Genomic DNA, 19,316 nt, shown 5'->3' with positions numbered 1-19,316 from the left:
CGCGAGATTGCCAAGGCATATCATCAAGTCGAGGAAATCGCCGAACTGCGCGTCTTCGGGCCACGTGGTCAATTTCGGGAACACGCTGCCCAATTCTTCTTCCAGCTCCTGTCGAAACCGTCGCCGAATCTCCTTGGCTAGATTGCATGCGGCGGAGCTCGCAGGTAGCACAGCGGCGCTGCGTAGGTCAGCCCCACATATACATGTGAAGTACCTGTTGCGAAACATGTTCAGAGGCGTCCTCGGCCTGCAAGCGCAACGATCAACCAGATAGGCGCCATGCTCGGCACAGACGGCAAACGGAGCAAGACTCCATTCAAGTGCGCCGTAACCGCGCTCAGAGACGCACAACGGACAAAAACGACTGGCGTGCCGAACAATGTGGCGGTCACGCAAGAGTTGGTTCCCCAACAGGTGAAGGTCCCCGTCAACTGCCGTAGGTATCATCGCCGCCAACGAGGCAGGTTCAATACCAAGCAACGGACTAAGATGTTTATAGCAATAGCGCGACGGGTTCCCACAATGTGCACCAAGCGCCCGGAGCGTGGCACTGGCAGAGTCGAATGCGTTGTACTCGGCCACCCGCAAGATGAAGCTCTCAAAGCTCTCGTAGGGATAAGGCGAGACCTGAATGGGCGGAGCCACAGATGGTGTCGACCACTGACGCACGTCGCGCCGCCTCCATAGCGTCGCTTCTGCCTGTGGAACCTGAGGCCCCCCCGTCTCTCCGATCGGACAAAACATAGAATGAACTGATCCATATGGGATGCATGCAGATGCGGCCCAGCGCCTACGCTGGGCCGCGCCGGGCTAGCGCAAAGCGATATCAAAATTCTCGAAAGGTTCGTGAATTCCAATCAATGGGGCGAAAGTGAACTCTTCGGCAAACGGGTTCCTATTCGGCGGTACGTCGGCCCACACTTCGTCGCGGAACGCACGCGCCAGAACAGCGCGATCGATACCGCTCGCGCGGCCACTCAGAACAGTCCATACAGCGCGATCCAGACTCTTGATCAGGTAGTCGATTAGACCAAAGCAGGCGTGATAGAGACGGAGCAACGTATCACTCTCGGTAAGGTCAACGGTCGGGACGGGCAATATCCTCCCGATGCTGCCAACCAAGGAAGCGAATCGCCGTTGATCCTCGCTCGTTGCCCAACCGAATCGCTCCAGTTCAACGATGGCGGAGAACCTTCTGCGCAACTGCTCGTTAACCCAAAGCAGTTTACGGGCACGTTTCAAGCCGACGAGAACGACGGTGATTTCGGCGCTATTCATCAAGTTCTTGAGCCAGTCGGCAGCGTCGTAGGTGCTGCTTCGCTTGTAGTCAACCAGATGCTGCGCCTCGTCGAGGACTAAAACTTCGGTACGCAGATTCCGAAGAAGAGTCGCGACGCGGGCCATCTTCAGTTCTGCGGAGTGCCTCTGTGCGGTTGCGAGAGGATCACCAAGGCCGACCAAGATCGACGTTGCGAGAGATTTCTGCGTCGGCGAAGCCGGAATCTCAACATGCACGGCCCGACATGATTGTCCGGGAACACGTACTTGCGGAAATGTTGTGCTTAGGTACTCCCTAACGGTTGTGGTTTTGCCAGCCCCGCTCGGCCCCAATACCATAAGCCCTCGACTGCTTCGTGAACAAAGGACATCCTGATGCACTTCGCCAACTCGATCGAAAGCCTTCGATACTTGATCCGTCTTGATGAACTGATGGCGCAGAGAGAATTCACTCGATGCACTCATGATTGATCTCCTGGAATGGCGGGAAGGGTTCGAGGCCGGATTTCGAGCGTCGGCGACGCTGGCTCAAAGTCGAAAAGGATGGACTGAGCAGGAGGTGGTGACTCGTTTGCCACCGGTTTGACGTCGCGTTGACGCCCCTCCTTGTCGAGCTCCATCTGCGCGGCGTAACGTCGTTGGCGCAGCTTGTTGGACCTCTTCGCCGTCTCAACGTCAGCCATGATTTGACGATAGGCTTCGAACACTGCATCGGGGTTGCCGGAATCTCCGCGACGTTCCCTGACCCGCTGGCGAGCTGCGCGGTAGACGTCTCGGCTCATCCCGACCATCGTCGAATCCTTGTTCGGCACCTGTAGAAACAGATTTCGATCGGGATCGCGCACCCATACGTGCCCCATTTCATCCCGAAAACGGACGTCGACTCGCGCTTTTTCCCCTAAGCGCAACCGCAGCTCGGATAGCTCTTCTGAGTGGTACTGCTGACGATCGACCTCGACTCCATAGTGATGGAGGCGTGGAGTTGCCCGATGAGAAAGGACGCACTCAAGCTCATCCAGATCCAGGGGCAAAAGGGGGGAACGCTCAACTTCACCTTGTTCCCATGCCTTAGCGGGCGTAAGACCACCTAAACCTCGATGCGGCGTCTGGAGGTAACGATCGACTACCCATTTCATGACGGCCTTCTCGAGATCAGCGAGGGTGAGACAGGCGAACTTCTCTGACGGGTAATCACCGCGCTCACGCGTGTTGGAGAACGTAGTTCCCGGCAAACGGTGAATCAGATCCTGGGCCATGGTGCGAAAGAAACGCTCAACCGCGCCCTTCATCTCGGGCCCCCGTGAACGGGGAAAAAGAACCTCGATACCGAGTTCGTTGAACGCTAAGATCAGCCCATCCGCATGAAACTCGGCGGCATTGTCAGGAACGATGTAGCGAGGCAGCCCACGAGCACGCCACTCGTTGACGACCATCGGATAGTTGGCGAGCCATGCATGTTTTGGGCGGATAGCTCGCTCGATTGTTCTGAGAACACTTTCGGTGTTCGGTGCGGACAGGTGGATAAAGAAGGCCATAACCATACGGCTATGGCGATCGAGTATGACCGTGATGTACGGGCGACCAATGACCTCACCACTTTTCGGGTCGACGATAAGCACGTCCAGCAGCGTGTGATCGATCTCCCAGCGCTCTAGGATCTTGTCGACCGTCAATTGACCCGTTGCGTTACGGTGCTTTCTGTCCGCCGCATGTCTTCCGAGACGCTCGCAGTCCCTCTCATATCGATCCAGTCGATCGATATAGCGCCTAAGCGTCATTTCAGACGGTAGCCTCAACTGCTGAGACGGCAAACGCCCCCTATTCACGCCGTTCACGCGCGATCGAAGGTCCTCATAGACTTGACTGATGGTTGGTCGCTCGGACTTGAGATATGCCTCCTCGAGGGACATCTGGAGCAGATCCTCCAGATCACCGCGGATAACCGCGGTGCGGCCCTTCTTGCAGTGCTGCGGGACAAGCTGAACGACACACGTTGTGCGATAGCGACGTGCCCATCGTCGCACAGTCAGCGGCGAAGGTACCGGCTTCGCATCGTTTAGTGCCGCATGGATTGCCGTTAGCCGCTTGCGTAGCTCGTGGTCGTTGGGCAACCTTGAACCATCTGGCTGGAAGAGCGCCTCGAGGTAGGACCGTCGGCGCAGCGCTTCATCTGAGTGCGCTTTGGGAAAACAGGTCAGATCTGGCGGCGCGTTCCTGATCAGGGGAATGGTGTCGATGTAAGGCTGCTCCGGATCAAGCACGAGTTCCCGCCGCTCATACAGCCGATAGAACTCGGCTTCAGCCAGCACGACCGGCTCGCCAAAGTCATCCTTGAATGCAAGCCGCCTGTCCATCAGCCGATTTGCGAGCATCAATCGCCTGCCATTAAGGAGAACACTTAGTCGCGCTCTAAGCGAAAACGTCTGCATGACGATGCCCTCCTTCAAGGTAGATGGCAGCGTCCGGAGCGATTGGCTGATCGAGATCAACGCCCACGGTGCCCAGTCCCAGCAGACGCCAAGCATCACAAAGGCCTACCAACGAAATGAAATCCGACATCGCCTGAGGAGACTCGCTCTCAAGCTTGTGCCGAACGTGCGCGAGTTCGACGCTAGAGAGGGATGCTCGCCGGTGGTACATCACCTCCAGCACGTTTGACGCGCGAGGTTCTGTGTCCAGCTGCTTGTCTGTGACTACACGGAACCGTCGCCCAGATTGAGCAAAGTGATCTGCTGCAGCATCCAGACGTCGCGCCACCCGCTTTGATTTGAGTCGGACGTCAGGTTTCACTTCGAACCAGCCCTCCGTACCGTCTACGAAGCGGATACGGACATCGGGAACATATCGCTCGGGACTGCCCCCGACAGAGATCGACTCGAATGAAGGCTGAACTTCGTAGCTATGCACCATGGGGGACAGCTCACACAAGCGGATGAATTTTCCCTCGAGCATTGATTCGCATTGCGTTGGATGCCCATTCTTTAGTGACGGGATGTACGCTCTGAAATGGTTAGAGCGCCGTGTAATGACTTTGCGTACAGGCATATAGATCTCCCAGCCCGCTACCTCAGTGCCTCACGCACTGACGCAGCAAAGGCATGCAGTTCTTGAGCGTGCAGCACGCCCTCCAGACGACACGTGGCTGTCCTGGATTCGTGTGGAACGCACGAGCGGCGGCCCTCGCTCGACCACAATCGGTCAAGCCAGTGGCTGTCAGCTAGAAGAAGCAAACGGAGGCTTGACGCTTTCGGCGGGAAGGAAGAGACTGGCTTTGCGAAGCTGGGCCTCTACCGAGGTTCCGTCAGAAAGCGCTGCAGCCCCGGGTTGTGGCGCTTTTTGTTTTTTTACATGGCTCCTCCTTGGTCAGGTCGGCAAATCTTTCCGTCTCGTTGCGCTTCAGGCGAAGTGCGACAAGAGCGTTCGCAAGAATCTCAACTTCCGCCCCCGTCGAGATAGGGTACGGATCCGTTGATATCGAGTTTGAGCGGGGGAGAGGTGCCGTCCCGGGAGATCGGCGTAGGCGAACTGCGGTCTGTCACGATAGGTCTCTTCTAGCTTTTCAGAGGCGACCACCGGCGGGCGGCGCCGATGCGAGAGAGCTGCCAAGAAAACTTCAGTTTTTGGGCGTAATAACTCCCCTCTTTGGGTTGTGATTCCCAAAGCCAACCGAAGTTAACCGATGGTCGATGTGCGAGCGGCCTTGACCAGCCGACAGCGAGGAGGGATACTTCAAGCGTCAACGAGAAGTATTGGCCTCCACGCGAGGTCAGCGACGGGGCAGACCGCCAAGGTTTGTCCCGTTTTTACATTTCGGCATCCTCCTTTGCTGTACGTCGGCGCAACCTTGCCGGGCCGTACATAGGCTGATCCACAAGCAGCTCATCAATCCGAACCAGTTCACGTATCGCTCGGATCTGCGCCGGATACAGCCGGTCAATTTTTTCCCAGAGCTCGTGGCACAGCAGATACGTCTCTGTTGGTACATCCACGGGAAGCACAAAGCGTCGCCTCGACCTTTCCGCCGCGTGCCGCATCTCCAAGTTGTCTTTCTCGTTGAGAGTCAGACTTCTGTTGAGCTTTCCCAGAAACTCTTCGCTCGGTGGTTTGTTGCCAAGCTCTAGGGCGGACACGTACGCCTGCTCGTACCCCAGCTGTCTGGCCAGCTCATGCTGACGCATGCCACTACGCACACGTAGGGCCCGAAGAAAAGTGGCGAATGGACTGGTCATTGAGCCGTATCTGGACAAGGCACTTAGTACACAGGAAAGCGGTGCTCCGCAGCTATTGAAGTACATGTCCGCCCCCATGCCAAGTACAATTTCTCTCGTAAGCCATTGATTTACAAGGAAAAATTAACACCTAATTAACACTTAGGTGAACGTAACTCGACGTAAGTCGTTGATTCCATTGAGGGGACGCAACTCATAAGCGAAGGTCGCTTCGAGGCCGTGGACACTCACGACGATGGTGGGAACCGGCCGTTGAGTGAGCTGTTCGCGCCGCCCCACGGCCAGAGCAACAGATCCTGTCGAAGACGCTCTACAAGCCATGGTCCCGGATGTACCGTATTAGCTGGGCCCGGCAAACATGACGCCAATGCGCACCTACGGGCCGGTCAACATGCGCGACGCCCAGTGCGTCGAGCGGTCGTTCGGGTAGGACAGGGCATGACCTGACCCGGAAAGGGAGGAAACCCGATGAATAAGCAAGATCTGCAAAACTTGCGCATGCATCAAGAGGCAGTTCGGATGGTTCGCGCAGATCCGTCGCTAGAGGCGCAGGCACTGGAAATCCTGCAGCGCTGGGATACGGCGGCCTCTATCCGCTCCAAGCCGCTTCACGATGAATGGAAGCGCATCATTGCCGAGCGCGATTGGAAGCTGGCCTTGGAAGAGTCCGATCGTGGCCAGCAACTGCGCCAAGCCTCTCCCATGATGACCCTGCTGCCCGAGCAAGGCCGGCTTGACATCATCCAGTCTGCGCGCACCATGCGTGCATCCAAAGGCCCGCGCAGCCCGTGGAAGATGCACTACTTTGTCGATACCGAGTTCACCGACTTTATCGATTGCCAGCTCATCAGCCTGGCAATCGTGGGCGAGGATGGGACTGAGTTCTACGGAGAGGTGTCGGACTTCGAGCTGTCCGCGTGCAGCGAGTTTGTGCGGGCGGCTGTGCTGCCGCAGCTCGGCCAGTTTCCCGGCCGCTCGATGCCGGCCGCACAATTGCGCGACGAGCTAGTGGCGTGGCTGCTCGCCGCGCCGGCAAAGCCCAAGCGGGTATTGTGCTTCGACTATCAAGGCGACTTCGACCTGGTGCTCGATCTGCTCGATGCCGAAATCCCCACTGGCTGGAAATGCGAGCACGTAGGCGGCCGGCTTGATATGGAACGACTAGAAACGTATTTCCGTGAGCACGGTGGCCGGCATCACGCGTTGCACGATGCGCGCGCCAACGCCTTCGCTTTCATGTGAGACCGCGGAGTTTCAATGACACGTGATGATCTGATCCTGGCAGTCCCTCTTTATGATTACCACGACCGTAGCTACGTCTGCGTGGTGGACGTGCCGGAGCCATGGCGCCAGCAATTTGCCGCGGCACTCGCGGGGAGTGCGTGCGTGTTGGTGCCAGGCAAGGGAGTTTGCGCGTTCGTGCACGACTGGGAGGCTTGGGTCCGTGACCAATGGTACGACCGGCCCGGACCAACAGGGCTCGATTAGCGCAAAACCATTCAGGTCCTTGCACCGAGGTGCCAACTGAATCTGAAATGATGTCTCAGTGCTAGATGCAAGGATTCGCCTCACTGACAACGATTCCTTCACGACCATGTCGGCACCAGCCCGCCGTGTCAACACACTCAGTCTGACGCGTCCCGCCGCCACTCCGGGAGCTCGGGGAAGGTGCGACGCTGAGAGATCCTAGCGTTGGCGCGCAACTGCTCTTTCATCTCAGGTGTGACTACTCGCCTCCGCTTGGAACGGCGAATCACTACCTTGGGTGGTTTTGCATCCGCCGCGGTTGGCTTTGCCGCATTCATCTGGCGCATCTCGGCATCCTTTGGATGTACTTAGTCTAGTGCCTCTCGTCGTACGGCGGTACGCGATGACCAGACACATTTTGAGGCTTTGCCATAGGCGGACGAACCCAAACAGAACGACAATTGCCAAGAAAGCTCAGCAGATCCGGCGCCCCAACAAAGTGTAGAGACAGGCGCCTCCGCGCCACGCTCCGCGTGGCACTCAATTGGCCAGCTACATTGGGCTTTCCAGATACCACGTGAGGCACACCATGAGCACCAAAGCGACCCTCGCCAATCACCCTTCCGAAGATAACGAGCCGGCGTGGCACCTCTATGAGGAAGTACTCGAAGCGGGGGTCGTGTATCTGGAGCTTTGCGGGGTAAGCGCGATATTAAGTACGCGCGAGCAGGGTGGCGCCGATGTAGTGCTGCGCCTGCCAATCGAGACGGCGAAGCAACTTGGATTGCATACGATTGTGCCATCCGAGCGATGGGAGCGAGCCTGCGACAGCAAGAAATAGCTCTGTGCTGTCGCGTGACTTGCCACAGGTCTGTTTTGTGGTGGCCCAGAAAAACCTACGCAGATAGCTCCGGTCCGGTTTGGGGGCGAATTACAAAAAATTAGAGCCCTCAATCGTTGACCGCAACCCGCGTGGCACCGCCGTGCTGCGTCACACGAGGCCTGCACCGCAGTTTGACGGCACCCTTCGAGAACGACTCGTCAGTGGCCTTGCTTGACCATATGTAGGCCTCACCGGCCTTAAGTTGAGCCATGCGTTCAGGCGTCAGATTGCCGAGTGCAGCGTTGGCTTTCTGGATGTGCTTCAGCCAAGCAGGCGAGTTGAACTTGTGCATGATGATCTGGCTGGACAGCTCGATCAAACTTACCGGCACGGACGGCGGATCTTGGCTCGCCACCATGATGCTCACACCCTTATGCCGCATCTCACGAACCACTTCGATGAGACCGGCGACCAAATCGGGGCTCTCAATGTACTTATGCGCCTCATCGAATACCACCAGCTTGTTGAAGCTGCGCCCATCGATCCGTGCATCGGCAAACAACTGTAAGAGCACGACAAACAGCCCGAGCGCCTCGTCCTTCTCGATGAATTCGTCTCGGAGGTCCACGATGATCAGCCGCCCAGGCTTCACCACGTCGGTAAGCGAAGTAGAGTCGTTGATGTACTCGGCGGCCAGGTCAAGTCGCATCCGAGCCAGTTCCTTCAGGTGATCAGGAATCGATGACGCTTCGATTCCTGCTCGCAAACCGTCAAGACTGATGTCATCGCGCATCGCCTTCATGATGCGCATGATCTGGCGGAGGTATGTGGCCTGATTGCCCACAGCTCCCATTAGGAACTTCCAGTGCGGCGCCTTCAATTCCGATGCGGAGAACTGCAAGGGCAGCACTTCGATATCGGGGTACTCTGCCTTTCGTTCTTCGATTTTGTCTGCGGGCACAAGTAGCAAGACATCGGCGAGTGCCTTCGGCTCTGCACCGTACACCTCCTTCAGCGCCCGGACCTGATCTTCAACACTGTTCGCACCCACCATCGACGTGAACTCTGGCTTGTAGTCCATGGTCGGACTGTAGTGGAAAATCACCGTGGACAGCGGCTCGGGCAAGCAGTTGATGCTTGGTATAGCCAGCGAGGCCATCTCCGCAACACTGCCCAATGTGTAGCTCTTTCCGCCCCCCTGCACACCGAAAAGGCTTATGGTGTGAGTCTGATTGAGGTCCAGCGCAACCTTGCGCCCGGATACCTCGCCCAACAGGCCATACTGCGGCGTCGATCCAGTCGCGCCGAGCATGATGTCGTAGGCAACCCGACTGTTCGGAGCTAGGTCTTCTCGCGCTGGCTGTGCGACGACGGGAACGTCCTCAGGTACAACCCCTTCACCTTCCGGCACCCGCACCGACATTGGAGGCGGAGGCTGCTCGTTCACCAGAGTTGGCGTTGGTTCAGGGGTGACGATTGGCGACTGCGCCGTTGCAATCGACAGAGGGCTCACCTGAACTACAGGTTCTGGCTCGCGCATCTGCACACCAACCTCGGGCAGCCGATACCCAACCCCTGCTCTGTCATCCCAAGCAAGCGTTCGATCACGCGGCGGACTGAGGAAGGCTGCTGTCTCAAATGTCGGCACGGCGGGCGCCAACTCGCGGCGGCGCAGCAGCTCTTGTGTAACTTCCCGCGCCACATCCGCAGACCCGGAGACTTGCAAGCTGGAAATGGTCTCGGTGTCCGTAACCGCAGACTCCACCAGTTGACGAATCAGGTCACTGCCAATTCGGTAGAACTCAATGCCGTTCTCGTGCTCGGCCGGTTCTGTTCCGGGCTTACTGAAGTCAAACACCACGGCGCTTCGCGTGAACTTCAGGGTGTAGGGAAGCTCATCCAGGCGCCGCAAAAAGTAATGCGCTTCTTGTGCCGCCTCTGGCAAAACGACGCCGTACCGCTCGGAGCGATCCAAGTAGAAACCCAGCAACGCCGCAAGGTCACGATTCTTGATCGGACGATCTGGACGATCTACCTGAGCTCGCCTTGGGTCAAAGTGGTAAGCAAGAACCTCTTCCGTTTGCGCAATTTGCTCGGCAATGGATGCCTTCAATTGGACGTAGGCGGCCACATCACCAACTTGGCTGTAGCACTTGACCTCAACCAATCGGCAAGTCACCTCGCGGCTGGATGGGTCGAGATCAAAAAGCGCAAGATCGGTTCTCCGGAAGTTGACCTCATCCCCCAACTCTTCGGCGTTCTGCCGGAGCGCCTTGTACAGTTCCAGATGCGCGTCCAACGGCACCACGATTTGGTTCTGGAAAACGCCTTGATGCTCAAGGAACAAGCGTGAGAGCGCGAGCCCCATCGCCTCGGCTCGTTGCGACGAGGAGGACAACAACTTCAGGGCCAATCGACCGGACAGCGAGCGAAGCTGATCCAGCATTACCAAGGCATGGCGACCTGTGTTTGGCAGACCATACTCGCCCAGGATGGGCACGAGCAAAGACTCAAGCTCGGCGACGGATCGCGAAGTGATCGCCAAGCGATGGCTCATCGCGTTCGCCATATCGGGCGAGTGATCGATCAGATAGTCCGGCCGCGTGGAGTGCCGCCGATGATCGAAGAACTCGATGCCGAGGTTCCGATCAATTGTGAGCACCCAATCACTGACCTCGTGCACCTGATGGAGCATCGCGCGCTCGTCGGCTGACAAGCTCAAGGCAACCACAGGGCGCGCGTGTGGCAGGTACTGGCTGCGTGCGACAGTCGCCACGGCTACCGATACGGCCCGGGGAATGCTCCCCATCAGGTCGGACAGCGCCTCCGCTCCGTCCAGGGGCTGTGCGACACCATGTAGCGGACGACGAAGCCAGGTGATGGACTGTTCGTCCTCCAGATAGTCCACTTCAAAGGGCTGAACGAGACCATGGACGAAAGAGGAGTCGTCGGTGTCACGGACATCTACGGCTCGAATTTCCTCTGCAGGGAACAAGTCAAACAGGAACGACAGATGCGCCACATGTAAGTCTGGGGCGTCTCGGAACTCCTTGATCGCCCGGATGGCCAATCGCAACTTCGGGTGCAGATGGCTATCGGTCGGTGTTGAGAACGCATCAGCTTCCTTCGCAGTTGTGCCAGAGTCGGGCGCCAATAGTTCCAGCAACGCTTCCCCTGTCGATGGAGCAGCCGGGTCAAGCACGAACAATCTAATGTCGTACCGCAGATCAGAGAATCCCGGATGCCGCTGCAGGGCCAGCAGGACTTCGGCCAATGCCCCTGCTCGTCCGGCGTTAAAGGCATTGATCGTCAGGGTCTCGACATACGGGTGTTGAATCAAATAGCGCTGCACACGCGCAGCCAGATAAGCACTGTCAATGGTGGCACCGCCGATTGCTGGCTCCGGCAATCCGAGCGCTGCACACACCTCTCCGACCAATCCACGGGGGTCTTTCTCATCGGTTGCGGCATACAGCGACCAGAATGGGTTGATGTTGTCCACGGCCAGCGCCGTCCGTCCCAGATCCTCGCCAAAGGGGATCACGGGGGGAAAAGCTGCCGGTGCAAGCTGCTTGATCACCGCATCACGAGTAGGGACTACGAACTCCTTGCCGCTAGACCGACTCAGCTCCATCCACGTCTGTCCGAGTTGGCCCCAGGCGACATGCCAGTTGGCACGCAGCGGATGCGTCGGACCCAGCAGCACAGCGTCTCGCCGCCTGCCCTGATAGTCCTCCAACACTAGAGCAACAGAATCAATGGTCAGCGCACATCGCAGCTCATCCATAGCTTGGCGTGCGACAGCGGTGTCGGTTGAGCTGGAGCGAACCAGCGCAGCATCCATCCAAGCTAAATAGGCTGCAGCGTAGTTTTGAGCAGGTTCCTGCAGATGCAGGAGGTCGCTCGCCTGCATGATCAGTCGGTGTTCGCCCTGCACAACTGCAGCAAAGAGGGCCGCACGCGCTTCTCTGAATCGCGTAACCTCATCAGAGACCGGCCACTTGAACGATATCGTTGAGCGTGTAGCGAGACCAGAAGCACTGACCGAAAGCCTCAATCGGTTAAGGCTATCCGGATCATCAAGGAACGCCCGCTCCAGGTTGGCCAACAAGCCAGACACGAGGACGTTCGCTTTCCCCTCCTTACCCAGGCGAATCTCCAAGGTCTCTGCGCTGGTCGCCACCTTGCTGCTTCGCTCCACCCATCCGCAACCCGTGACCGAGACGGAACCGGGATCTCGGTCCTGAGCCACAGCCGCGAAACGTGCGCGCAGCAACGCGTGCATCAAGCTCGCCTCGCGCGGTACGGCGCGTTGCGGTGGCTCCAACTCAACCTCATCATCGGTGACCACATAGAAGAGATCGCTCTCGTTGGCATTGGCATGCGCCTCAGATGCATCGCTGTTGAAGCGCACAGGATGGCCTTCGCCATCAACAAGCGGAATGCGGTCTCCGTCTTCGGTTTCTGCATACACGCGCACGAAGTGCCAGCCTTCTTCCCAGTCGATCTTGCCTATTGAGGAGAAAGCGATTACACCCAAGTCCGCGCCCTTTGCCCACGCTGCTTTGCGCCGACGTAGCCCAGTGGGACCGTTGTCGCGCGATACAACCTCCGCCACAAACCGGGATAAGCCATCCACCTTTGAGGGCACGGGATCAACACGGAAGGAGACGCTGAACTTCTTGAGCCCGGTCTTCGAAATGGGCAATACCCTGTGCCCAATCAGCTCGGCCAACCGTGGGTCTTCATTGTCATCTTTAACCACCGGCAAGTCTGGCAAAACGACATCACCGATGTAGATGGCGTCCGGGTTGACGCCCCCGTCCTCAAACAGCCACTTGTTGAACGCTAGGTTCCAGTTCACACGGTCGCGGACAATTGCTTGAGTCCACTCCCTTGGGTTGGCAACGCCGACTCGCGAAAAGAACTCGCCTAGTTGCTTGGAGAACATGGGATCAAGCAAGCCCAGCTCCAGGGCACGAACACGCTCGGTCTTCGTAGACCAAGTAATTCGCTCGACACACTCGCGGTTACGTGCCACCCGCGCTGGCGCGCGTTCAGGCTGCTGAAACAGCTCAAAGTCCGGCACCAGAGCTAGCTCAAAGAGCGCTGCCCCCATGGCATCCGGGTCAAATTCGTTGACTTGGCAGGTGAGGAGATACCTCGCCACGGTAGCATCGTCTGCATACCGCCAGCGGGCATCCCGCCGGCGCAACTCGCTCAAGCTTGCTTCTACGGCAACGCGCAAATTGGCGGGAACTTGCGTGATCAACTGCGCGTTCAGCTCTGCATATGCGCCATCAATCGCGACCTCTTCAAACGTCGCGACACCGAACGAATCTTCCGCCGAAGCACGCAGATCGTTCGGCACGAATACGAGCAGCGGGGGCCGAAGTTCATCGTTAGGTAGAGGGTTTCGCAGCTCAACCAGCTTGGTACTACTGACGGCCAAATCCGGCGCCATGGCTCGCAGGCTATCGTCCGCAAGAACCACGATATTGGCAGACGGCACAGCAGCCCGCAGGCCACCGGCCAACCGAATCATCAGCTCTCGGTCCAAGTCCGTGACCCGCATGCAATGCCCTAGGTCACGAGCAGCAAGCTGCTGGGATAGCCTTGGCAGCAAGACTGTTTCCAGCGCAGCGTTCAGCTCACGGCTGGTGAGTTCACGGAGACCTTGGCTCATTTGCCCGCTCCTTCGGCTCGTTCTGCAATCGTGTAGCGCGGGACAACTGTTTGGGTCACGTAGGCATCAGAAAGGTCTCGATAGAAGCCAATCTCCCGGAGGCGTCCGGTGAACGCTCGCACATTGCTCCGCAAGGCTTTACGTTCGTCGATAGTCGGTGTGCTAAAGCCCTCACCTGGGGGCAATTGATCGATGTAGAGTCCATAGCGCTCACGCAGGAACGATAGCAAGTCATCGATCCGCATTTCCCCTGTGAAGTAGCCCTGGTCACCTCCTGGCCGCAACACAGCAATCTGCAGAAGCACCTCCAGCAAGCGGCTCTCCAGCGAAAACCGCCGAGGTGCGTTTCGCGCGCGCGTTTGCGCAAGAAGTGCGCCCGACTTGTTCTTCAACATCGTTGCGTCCAGCGACTCAATGATGTACTTCCGGTGGAAGGAGCCACGCAGAGCCACCAGAATCTCGATGTAGGTCTCGAAATCAGAGAGTCCCATCTTTGTGATGGCCTCAACCTCGGCATCCAATCCAGCGTCTCCTTCAGACAGGGATTCCAGGAGCCCGGCCAAACGCTCGCCAAAGAACTTGTCGCGCTCTTCCGCAAAGGGCTCGCCTTGCAGGCCGTACAGCTCCCCCACTGAAAACACCGAATGCAAGGGACGGATCAGCTTGCCACGCCGCACGAGGTGCTCCGAGAACTCGTCCAATTTTTTGGCGACGAAGTACGCCCGGACGAAACTTGGGATACGTCGGTAATACCCATCTGCACTGCGCTCGGCCAGCGCCGCCGTAGCAGACTCTGCACTACCCGAGAGGTCAACGAACAAACCGAGCTTGTAAGGGCAGTCACCCTGTGGTTCGCGTTGCTCGCGTGGTTTCATCGGGCACGCCGATTCGGTGCACAGCGAATTCGCTCCCTCTAGCTTCTGCCAAGCGGGCAGCAGCTTCAGCAAGCGAAGGTGATACAGCGCCAAGTGGAAGGACAGCAGTACCTTCAGGTACTCCACCATCACCGAGCGTGGCATAAAGGGCTTGTAGAACAACAGTCGCTGGATGTCCTCAGCCATCAGGTCGGCCGAGCCAATACACACTGGCGCGAATCGATCACCGCCTGCACGCGTGTCCGCAGTGTCCTTTCGCTGAGACAAGAAGTGCAACAGCGTCGCTGTCTCGATGTCCGTTAGTGCCTTGTCGTTCAACTCGCGCGTGAGCTTGTCGAACCCATCAAAGAAGAAGCCCTTCAGATGCTCGATGGCCTTGTGACCAGCGAGGTCGCGCGCGTGGTGCAGCATCTGATAGAGATGCTGGGCCGCACCATAGTCACGTGAATGCTTCGGGTTGCGGAAGCGGTAGGTATAGCCATGCAGTGGGCGCGGGCCAGCCACGGCTGCGTTCTTCTTTCCCCGGTTCACAATGTCCATCAGGTGGGTTTCCACCCAACGCTCCACTATGTCTCGGTGCTGCGTGAAGCCCAAGAATTTGTCGCTGGCATCAAGGATGTCATCGACAAATTTGTCCACGGTCAGCTCGCGCTTGTCGCGGAAAACGCTCGGATAGCCGCCATGCTCCAGGCGCTCGAACAAGCCTGTGAGCACCCGGTCCATCTCGATGGTCTTGAAGTCGAGATAGCTGATCTTCGGGAGTCGAAACTCCCTGTCCTTCTTCTGCAATGCCATCAGTTCCCCCTGACGCCGCATTCTGCGGCTTCTTCTTGACGTGCGCCCGAGACTGCCCCCTGCAGCAAACGCATCTCTACCCGGCCATCGTCATGTCGGGCCAAGCGATAGAAGTCGTGCCCGGTAGTGGTCAGCAGGATTTCCCGATAGGGCTGTGCGTTGAGGCTGTTCTTGAATACGCCGAGGCAGAGATAGAAGCCTTGCATTTCCTCGACGCTAGGTCGGTAGCCTTCATTAAGACGCACCAACATCTCGAACACGTCGAGGTTGATGATCAACTCGCTACTGATGGCACCTGCGCCTTGGCCTTGAAACTTCAGCAGTAGACCAGTCGGGAGATGCTCAACGAAACGCGCCTGGGCCGCAAAGTCTTGTACTTGAAGCCCGAAGCCATCGACAGGGAACAGGCGGTAGCTACGGACCGTGCCGTGCTCGACCTGCCGCAACTGCAAAGCCAAGCTGGCACCCAGCCGCTCTGGACGCTGCAGCCCCTCGCCTCGGTTGATTGCATGCAGAATTTCGCTCGTTAGTTCGTCAATGGGCATTGCGCCTCGAACGATCTCCACCATGCGCTTGGCTGAGCGATACGGCAGCATCTTTTCCCAGCTGGCGTCGCGTCGCTCGAAGAAGTGCTTGCGGCGAGTCATGGCTACATACTCACGGTGCTTGCGCGCACGCTGACGTACCGATGAATCCGACACTTCACGCGGCAGGTCACCAAACAGTCGCTTCAACACCTCGAAGTCAAACTGCCCCCGACGCTCAAAACGGAACAAGGCCCTGTCGTCGGGCTGAACAAAGTCCAATCCTCGATCAAAGCGTGGGTCTTCCTGCTTGCCGACATCGAGATCGCTCAGCAGTGTGAGCAAGCGATCCGAGGTGGTTTGGCCCCCCCCCATCCAGCTATTAAAGTAAAAGCTGCGAGCTACTTCATCGTGCTTCCCAGCCACGTAGAGCTCATGAATCTCGCCACAGTCTCGGTTACCAATCAGCATGAAGGAAAGCGCCGAGCGCAGATCACGCATCGTGATGTGCAGGCGCCCGCGCAAATGCGCCATGGTGTAAAGCATCTTGAGGCGCTCGAGTAAGCGCGGGCCAGCGATCTCATCCTGGAAGCTGCGTGCGTTGTGCAAGGCGTAGCAGCTGCTCTTCAGGTCACACTTTTCGCAAGCGGCCCAGTTCTCGGGCCGCACGATGCTCCGCAGCGTGCGCTCCAGAATCGAGCCGCCTTCAGCATCGGCGACGATGCTACGGAGATTCAGGTTCACCATCGCCACGCCAGATTCAGTTTCCCCGGTTGAGAACGCACGCCGAACCAGCGCTGTGAGCGCGGAGAAATCTCGTTCATGGGTCGCGAGAAAGTCCACCAACCGGCCTTCATTGATGGCGATCAGCCGAGTCTCTTGCGGCTTCCATGTCTTCGCATCGCTGCCTTTGAACGGGGCAAAAAATTCCAGCAGAACCTGGTTGTTGTCCTTGTTACCCTCGTCCTGGCTCCCGTCGTAGTTGATCAGGTAGCGCTTGCCGTCCAAGCGCAGCTCGCTGCCATTTGCCAAGCCACGATCGACGGAGCCGCCCCGGGTTTCGACTTCCTTTTCCAGACGCTGTAAGAACGCCGTTTTGCCATCTCCCGCATTACCTGAGATCAGTACCAGTCGGAACTCACCTTGCAACACGGCGGGCAACAAGGCACGATCCAGCGCGGTGTCCACATAGGCCGAGAACCCAAGGGCGTCCATGCCACGTGTACCGGCATTGCTGCGACGACTCTGGCTGTAGAGCGTCAACAGGTGTGAGACAAAGGCATTGCTGTTCGGCGCTGATTCGGCCGGAGCGGCTTGGCCGTTGCTGGCAGCTGCCGCCATCGCAGCCACGCTGACCGTTTGGATACGCCGAGCATGGCGCACCTCTGCCAACGCATCCCGGAAGTCAACGGCGGTGTGATAGCGCTCAGCCCGACGTGGGGCAATGGCTTTCAGCACCACGTTCACCAGCTCCGGTGCCAGGTCGGAAAAGCCCGATAACTCGCGGGGGTCCGGCGCAGGCTTGTTGATGGGAGGCTCAGTGGTGTCCCAGGGGTAGCGGGAGGTCAGCGCTTCATACAAGGTCAAGCCCAGGGCATACAGATCACGGTCTGCGCGCTCGCCATTATGTGGAATGACTTCCGGGTCAAAGTCAGGCGGCAGATAGCGCCGGGAACCACCACCGCGCGACTCCTTGTCGTCGGCTCGCACCGACACATTAAAATCGATAATCTTGGCACCCTTCTGGGTCCACAAGAGGTTGCGCGGCTTGATGTCGCAGTGATGGAAGCCCTGCGCATGCAGGTGCTCCAAGCCCTCGATCACTTGCTTGCCTAGCTCCAGCGCGTCCTCGGGTGACAGCAGGCGATCTTGAATCATGTCGCCAACGTCGGCCCCTTCCACATACTCGAACACAAGGAAGGGTATGTCACGGCCAGGAATCACATCTGCATCCAGCACACGCACAACGTGTGGGTGCTCAGGGATGTGCACCAGGTGGCGGTACTCCTTCTTTAGGCGCTCCATGGTCGAGTGCCGGTCGCTGACGATGAGCTTCACCGTGCGCGCCACATCTCCCAAGGTATCGATCACCTTGTAGACGACACCAAAACTGCCGCGCCCCAATTTTTTCTCGACGATGAACTTGTGGGTCAGCCGGTAGCCTGCTGCAAGGTTGAGGTAGTCGGCTTGATCATCCGCCGCTTCAACGAGCTCTTGCCTCGATGCATCGACAGGCTCGATGGCAGAGTGCGCCACGGGTTGCAGCAAGGCATTCAATGCTGCCAACGCGGTCGATGCCGTCGGCCGCTGATGATCTTCAAATGCGCATAGGCTCTGCAGCCAGGCGTCAAATGCCTCGTTCAGCTCTGGCCGAAGAGCCGAGGGCTTGTTCAGAAATTCACCGGCACGATCCCACACCGTAGTCGGCTCGCCCGCGAACGGGCGCTCTCCAGTGAACAACTCATAGAGGATGACGCCCGCAGAAAAAATGTCTGATGCAGTCGATGCAGCGCCCGGCTCCCTGAACGCCTCAGGCGCCACATAGGCTTTCTCCACCAGATCAACAATGTCCGTCGCAATCGTCAGGCTGCGGTCCACGCCAGGCTTGGCGAAATCGAAGTCTGTGATGCGCGTGGTGCCATCCTGGCCGATCAAGATCGCGCCTGGAGTGAGGTTGCGATGCACCACCCCGTGGTGATGCGCGTGGGCTAGGGCGGCAAGCAGGTCTTTGGCGACTCGCCACTTCTGGTCCAGCGTCAGCCCCAATTGAGGCCGGGCCATGTGGACGGTAAGTGCTTGACCGGGTGCATCGTCCAGGATGAGGATGAAAGACTTATCATCATCGGTCGGAAAGAAGTCGCGCGCGGCCACGATGTTTGGGTGCAGCGGCAGCTTGGAAAGCGCCCGGTAGGCATTGGCGATGCGGTTGACCTGAGCCTTGCGAACGTCTTCAGGTTGATAAGGGTCAGCCTGGTACACCCGCAAACGAGCCGTACCACCCGCGAATGCATTCTCGGCACGGAACTCGGTGTAGGCCTCTGCCGCCCCCAGCTTCTCCTTCACCTCCCAGTGCCCCAAGCGCTGCACCGCTGAGGCGGGCTTCACCACCTTCAAGGCATGCAGGATCAAACCTTGCTGCTGAAGGATGTTCTTCGAGAAGCGCGCCGGGATGCGCGTGGCATCCTTGAAGTAGCGCTCGGCGTCCCTCAGCTTCACCACCCGATCCGCATCGAGCTGTTCGCGGTCGTTCAGGTAAGCATCGGGCGCGGTAAGCAGAATAGCGGCATCCACATAGATGTCGTCCAACTCATGCCGCCCTGGATTGACTTGGGTCACCAAGCCCTTCACCGTGCGGGCGTGGCCTCGCAACTTGCCCAGCGGAGACGGATACGGCGCACGCCCCTCGGGGTACCACTTGTTGCCGTAGACATCGATGGTGCCGCGCGTGCCCTTCACGTCGATGAGATAAAATGCGTGTGGGGTCAGCAATGCGATGTCGATTTCAAAGCGTTCGCCTTGGCGCTCGATCTCGAAGTTGTGAAGCAGGACAAAACTGTCTGGCAAGCGATCCCGCAGGTAAGCAATGGCGCTGCGCTCTGCATCGTTGACCGGCTGGCCGACTGGGATCACTTTGGCCAT

General features: G+C 58.3%; 10 protein-coding genes. 2 read left to right on the top strand and 8 right to left on the bottom strand.

Going from position 1 to position 19,316, the window contains the following annotated elements; genetic code table 11:
- The 5 genes from AAHM38_RS25725 to AAHM38_RS20715 form a co-directional block, all read right to left on the bottom strand.
- Window positions 1–744: TniQ family protein (locus tag AAHM38_RS25725; protein ID WP_446740143.1), on the bottom strand; the 744-nt coding region annotated here is incomplete at its 3' end.
- A 66-nt stretch (window positions 745–810) separates the two neighbouring features.
- Window positions 811–1,743, bottom strand: a complete 933-nt coding sequence (locus tag AAHM38_RS20730; protein ID WP_116576849.1) for a TniB family NTP-binding protein — start codon at window positions 1,741–1,743, stop codon at window positions 811–813.
- Window positions 1,740–3,707 carry a DDE-type integrase/transposase/recombinase gene (locus tag AAHM38_RS20725; protein WP_116576850.1) on the bottom strand — a complete coding sequence of 656 codons (1,968 nt, stop codon included), beginning with the start codon at window positions 3,705–3,707 and terminating at the stop codon, window positions 1,740–1,742. Before AAHM38_RS20725 ends, AAHM38_RS20730 begins: the two co-directional genes overlap by 4 nt.
- Window positions 3,688–4,188: a Tn7 transposase TnsA N-terminal domain-containing protein gene (locus AAHM38_RS20720; RefSeq protein WP_257019893.1), complete on the bottom strand. Its 501-nt coding sequence runs from the start codon at window positions 4,186–4,188 to the stop codon at window positions 3,688–3,690. Before AAHM38_RS20720 ends, AAHM38_RS20725 begins: the two co-directional genes overlap by 20 nt.
- 893 nt (window positions 4,189–5,081) lie before the next feature.
- Complete coding sequence (locus AAHM38_RS20715; protein ID WP_116576852.1) at window positions 5,082–5,507, bottom strand: helix-turn-helix domain-containing protein; 426 nt, start codon at window positions 5,505–5,507, stop codon at window positions 5,082–5,084.
- Between the two features lie 468 nt (window positions 5,508–5,975).
- Here AAHM38_RS20715 and AAHM38_RS20710 point away from each other — a divergent pair, with 468 nt between their 5' ends.
- Both AAHM38_RS20710 and AAHM38_RS20705 read left to right on the top strand, forming a co-directional pair.
- Window positions 5,976–6,749, top strand: coding sequence for a 3'-5' exoribonuclease (locus tag AAHM38_RS20710; protein WP_257019891.1), 774 nt, complete (start codon window positions 5,976–5,978; stop codon window positions 6,747–6,749).
- Window positions 6,750–7,563: 814 nt separating this feature from the next.
- Window positions 7,564–7,815 carry a hypothetical protein gene (locus AAHM38_RS20705; protein ID WP_116576855.1) on the top strand — a complete coding sequence of 84 codons (252 nt, stop codon included), beginning with the start codon at window positions 7,564–7,566 and terminating at the stop codon, window positions 7,813–7,815.
- Window positions 7,816–7,924: 109 nt separating this feature from the next.
- Here the strand turns inward: AAHM38_RS20705 and mads8 are convergent, their stop codons facing one another.
- The 3 genes from mads8 to mads6 are packed head-to-tail and all read right to left on the bottom strand — an operon-like array spanning window position 7,925 to window position 19,316.
- Complete coding sequence (gene mads8 / locus AAHM38_RS20700) at window positions 7,925–13,483, bottom strand: methylation-associated defense system ATP-binding protein MAD8 (RefSeq protein ID WP_116576856.1); 5,559 nt, start codon at window positions 13,481–13,483, stop codon at window positions 7,925–7,927.
- Complete coding sequence (gene mads7, locus AAHM38_RS20695) at window positions 13,480–15,153, bottom strand: methylation-associated defense system protein MAD7 (RefSeq protein WP_116576881.1); 1,674 nt, start codon at window positions 15,151–15,153, stop codon at window positions 13,480–13,482. Before mads7 ends, mads8 begins: the two co-directional genes overlap by 4 nt.
- On the bottom strand, window positions 15,153–19,316 hold the full coding sequence (mads6, locus tag AAHM38_RS20690; protein WP_116576857.1) for a methylation-associated defense system protein kinase MAD6: 4,164 nt from the start codon (window positions 19,314–19,316) through the stop codon (window positions 15,153–15,155). Before mads6 ends, mads7 begins: the two co-directional genes overlap by 1 nt.

It is taken from the genome of Ralstonia sp. OTU4908 (genome assembly GCF_038440115.1).
Classification (GTDB): domain Bacteria; phylum Pseudomonadota; class Gammaproteobacteria; order Burkholderiales; family Burkholderiaceae; genus Ralstonia; species Ralstonia pickettii.
The sequence above is the reverse complement of the archived record's forward strand: the minus strand, read 5'-3'. Positions and strand labels throughout refer to the sequence as shown.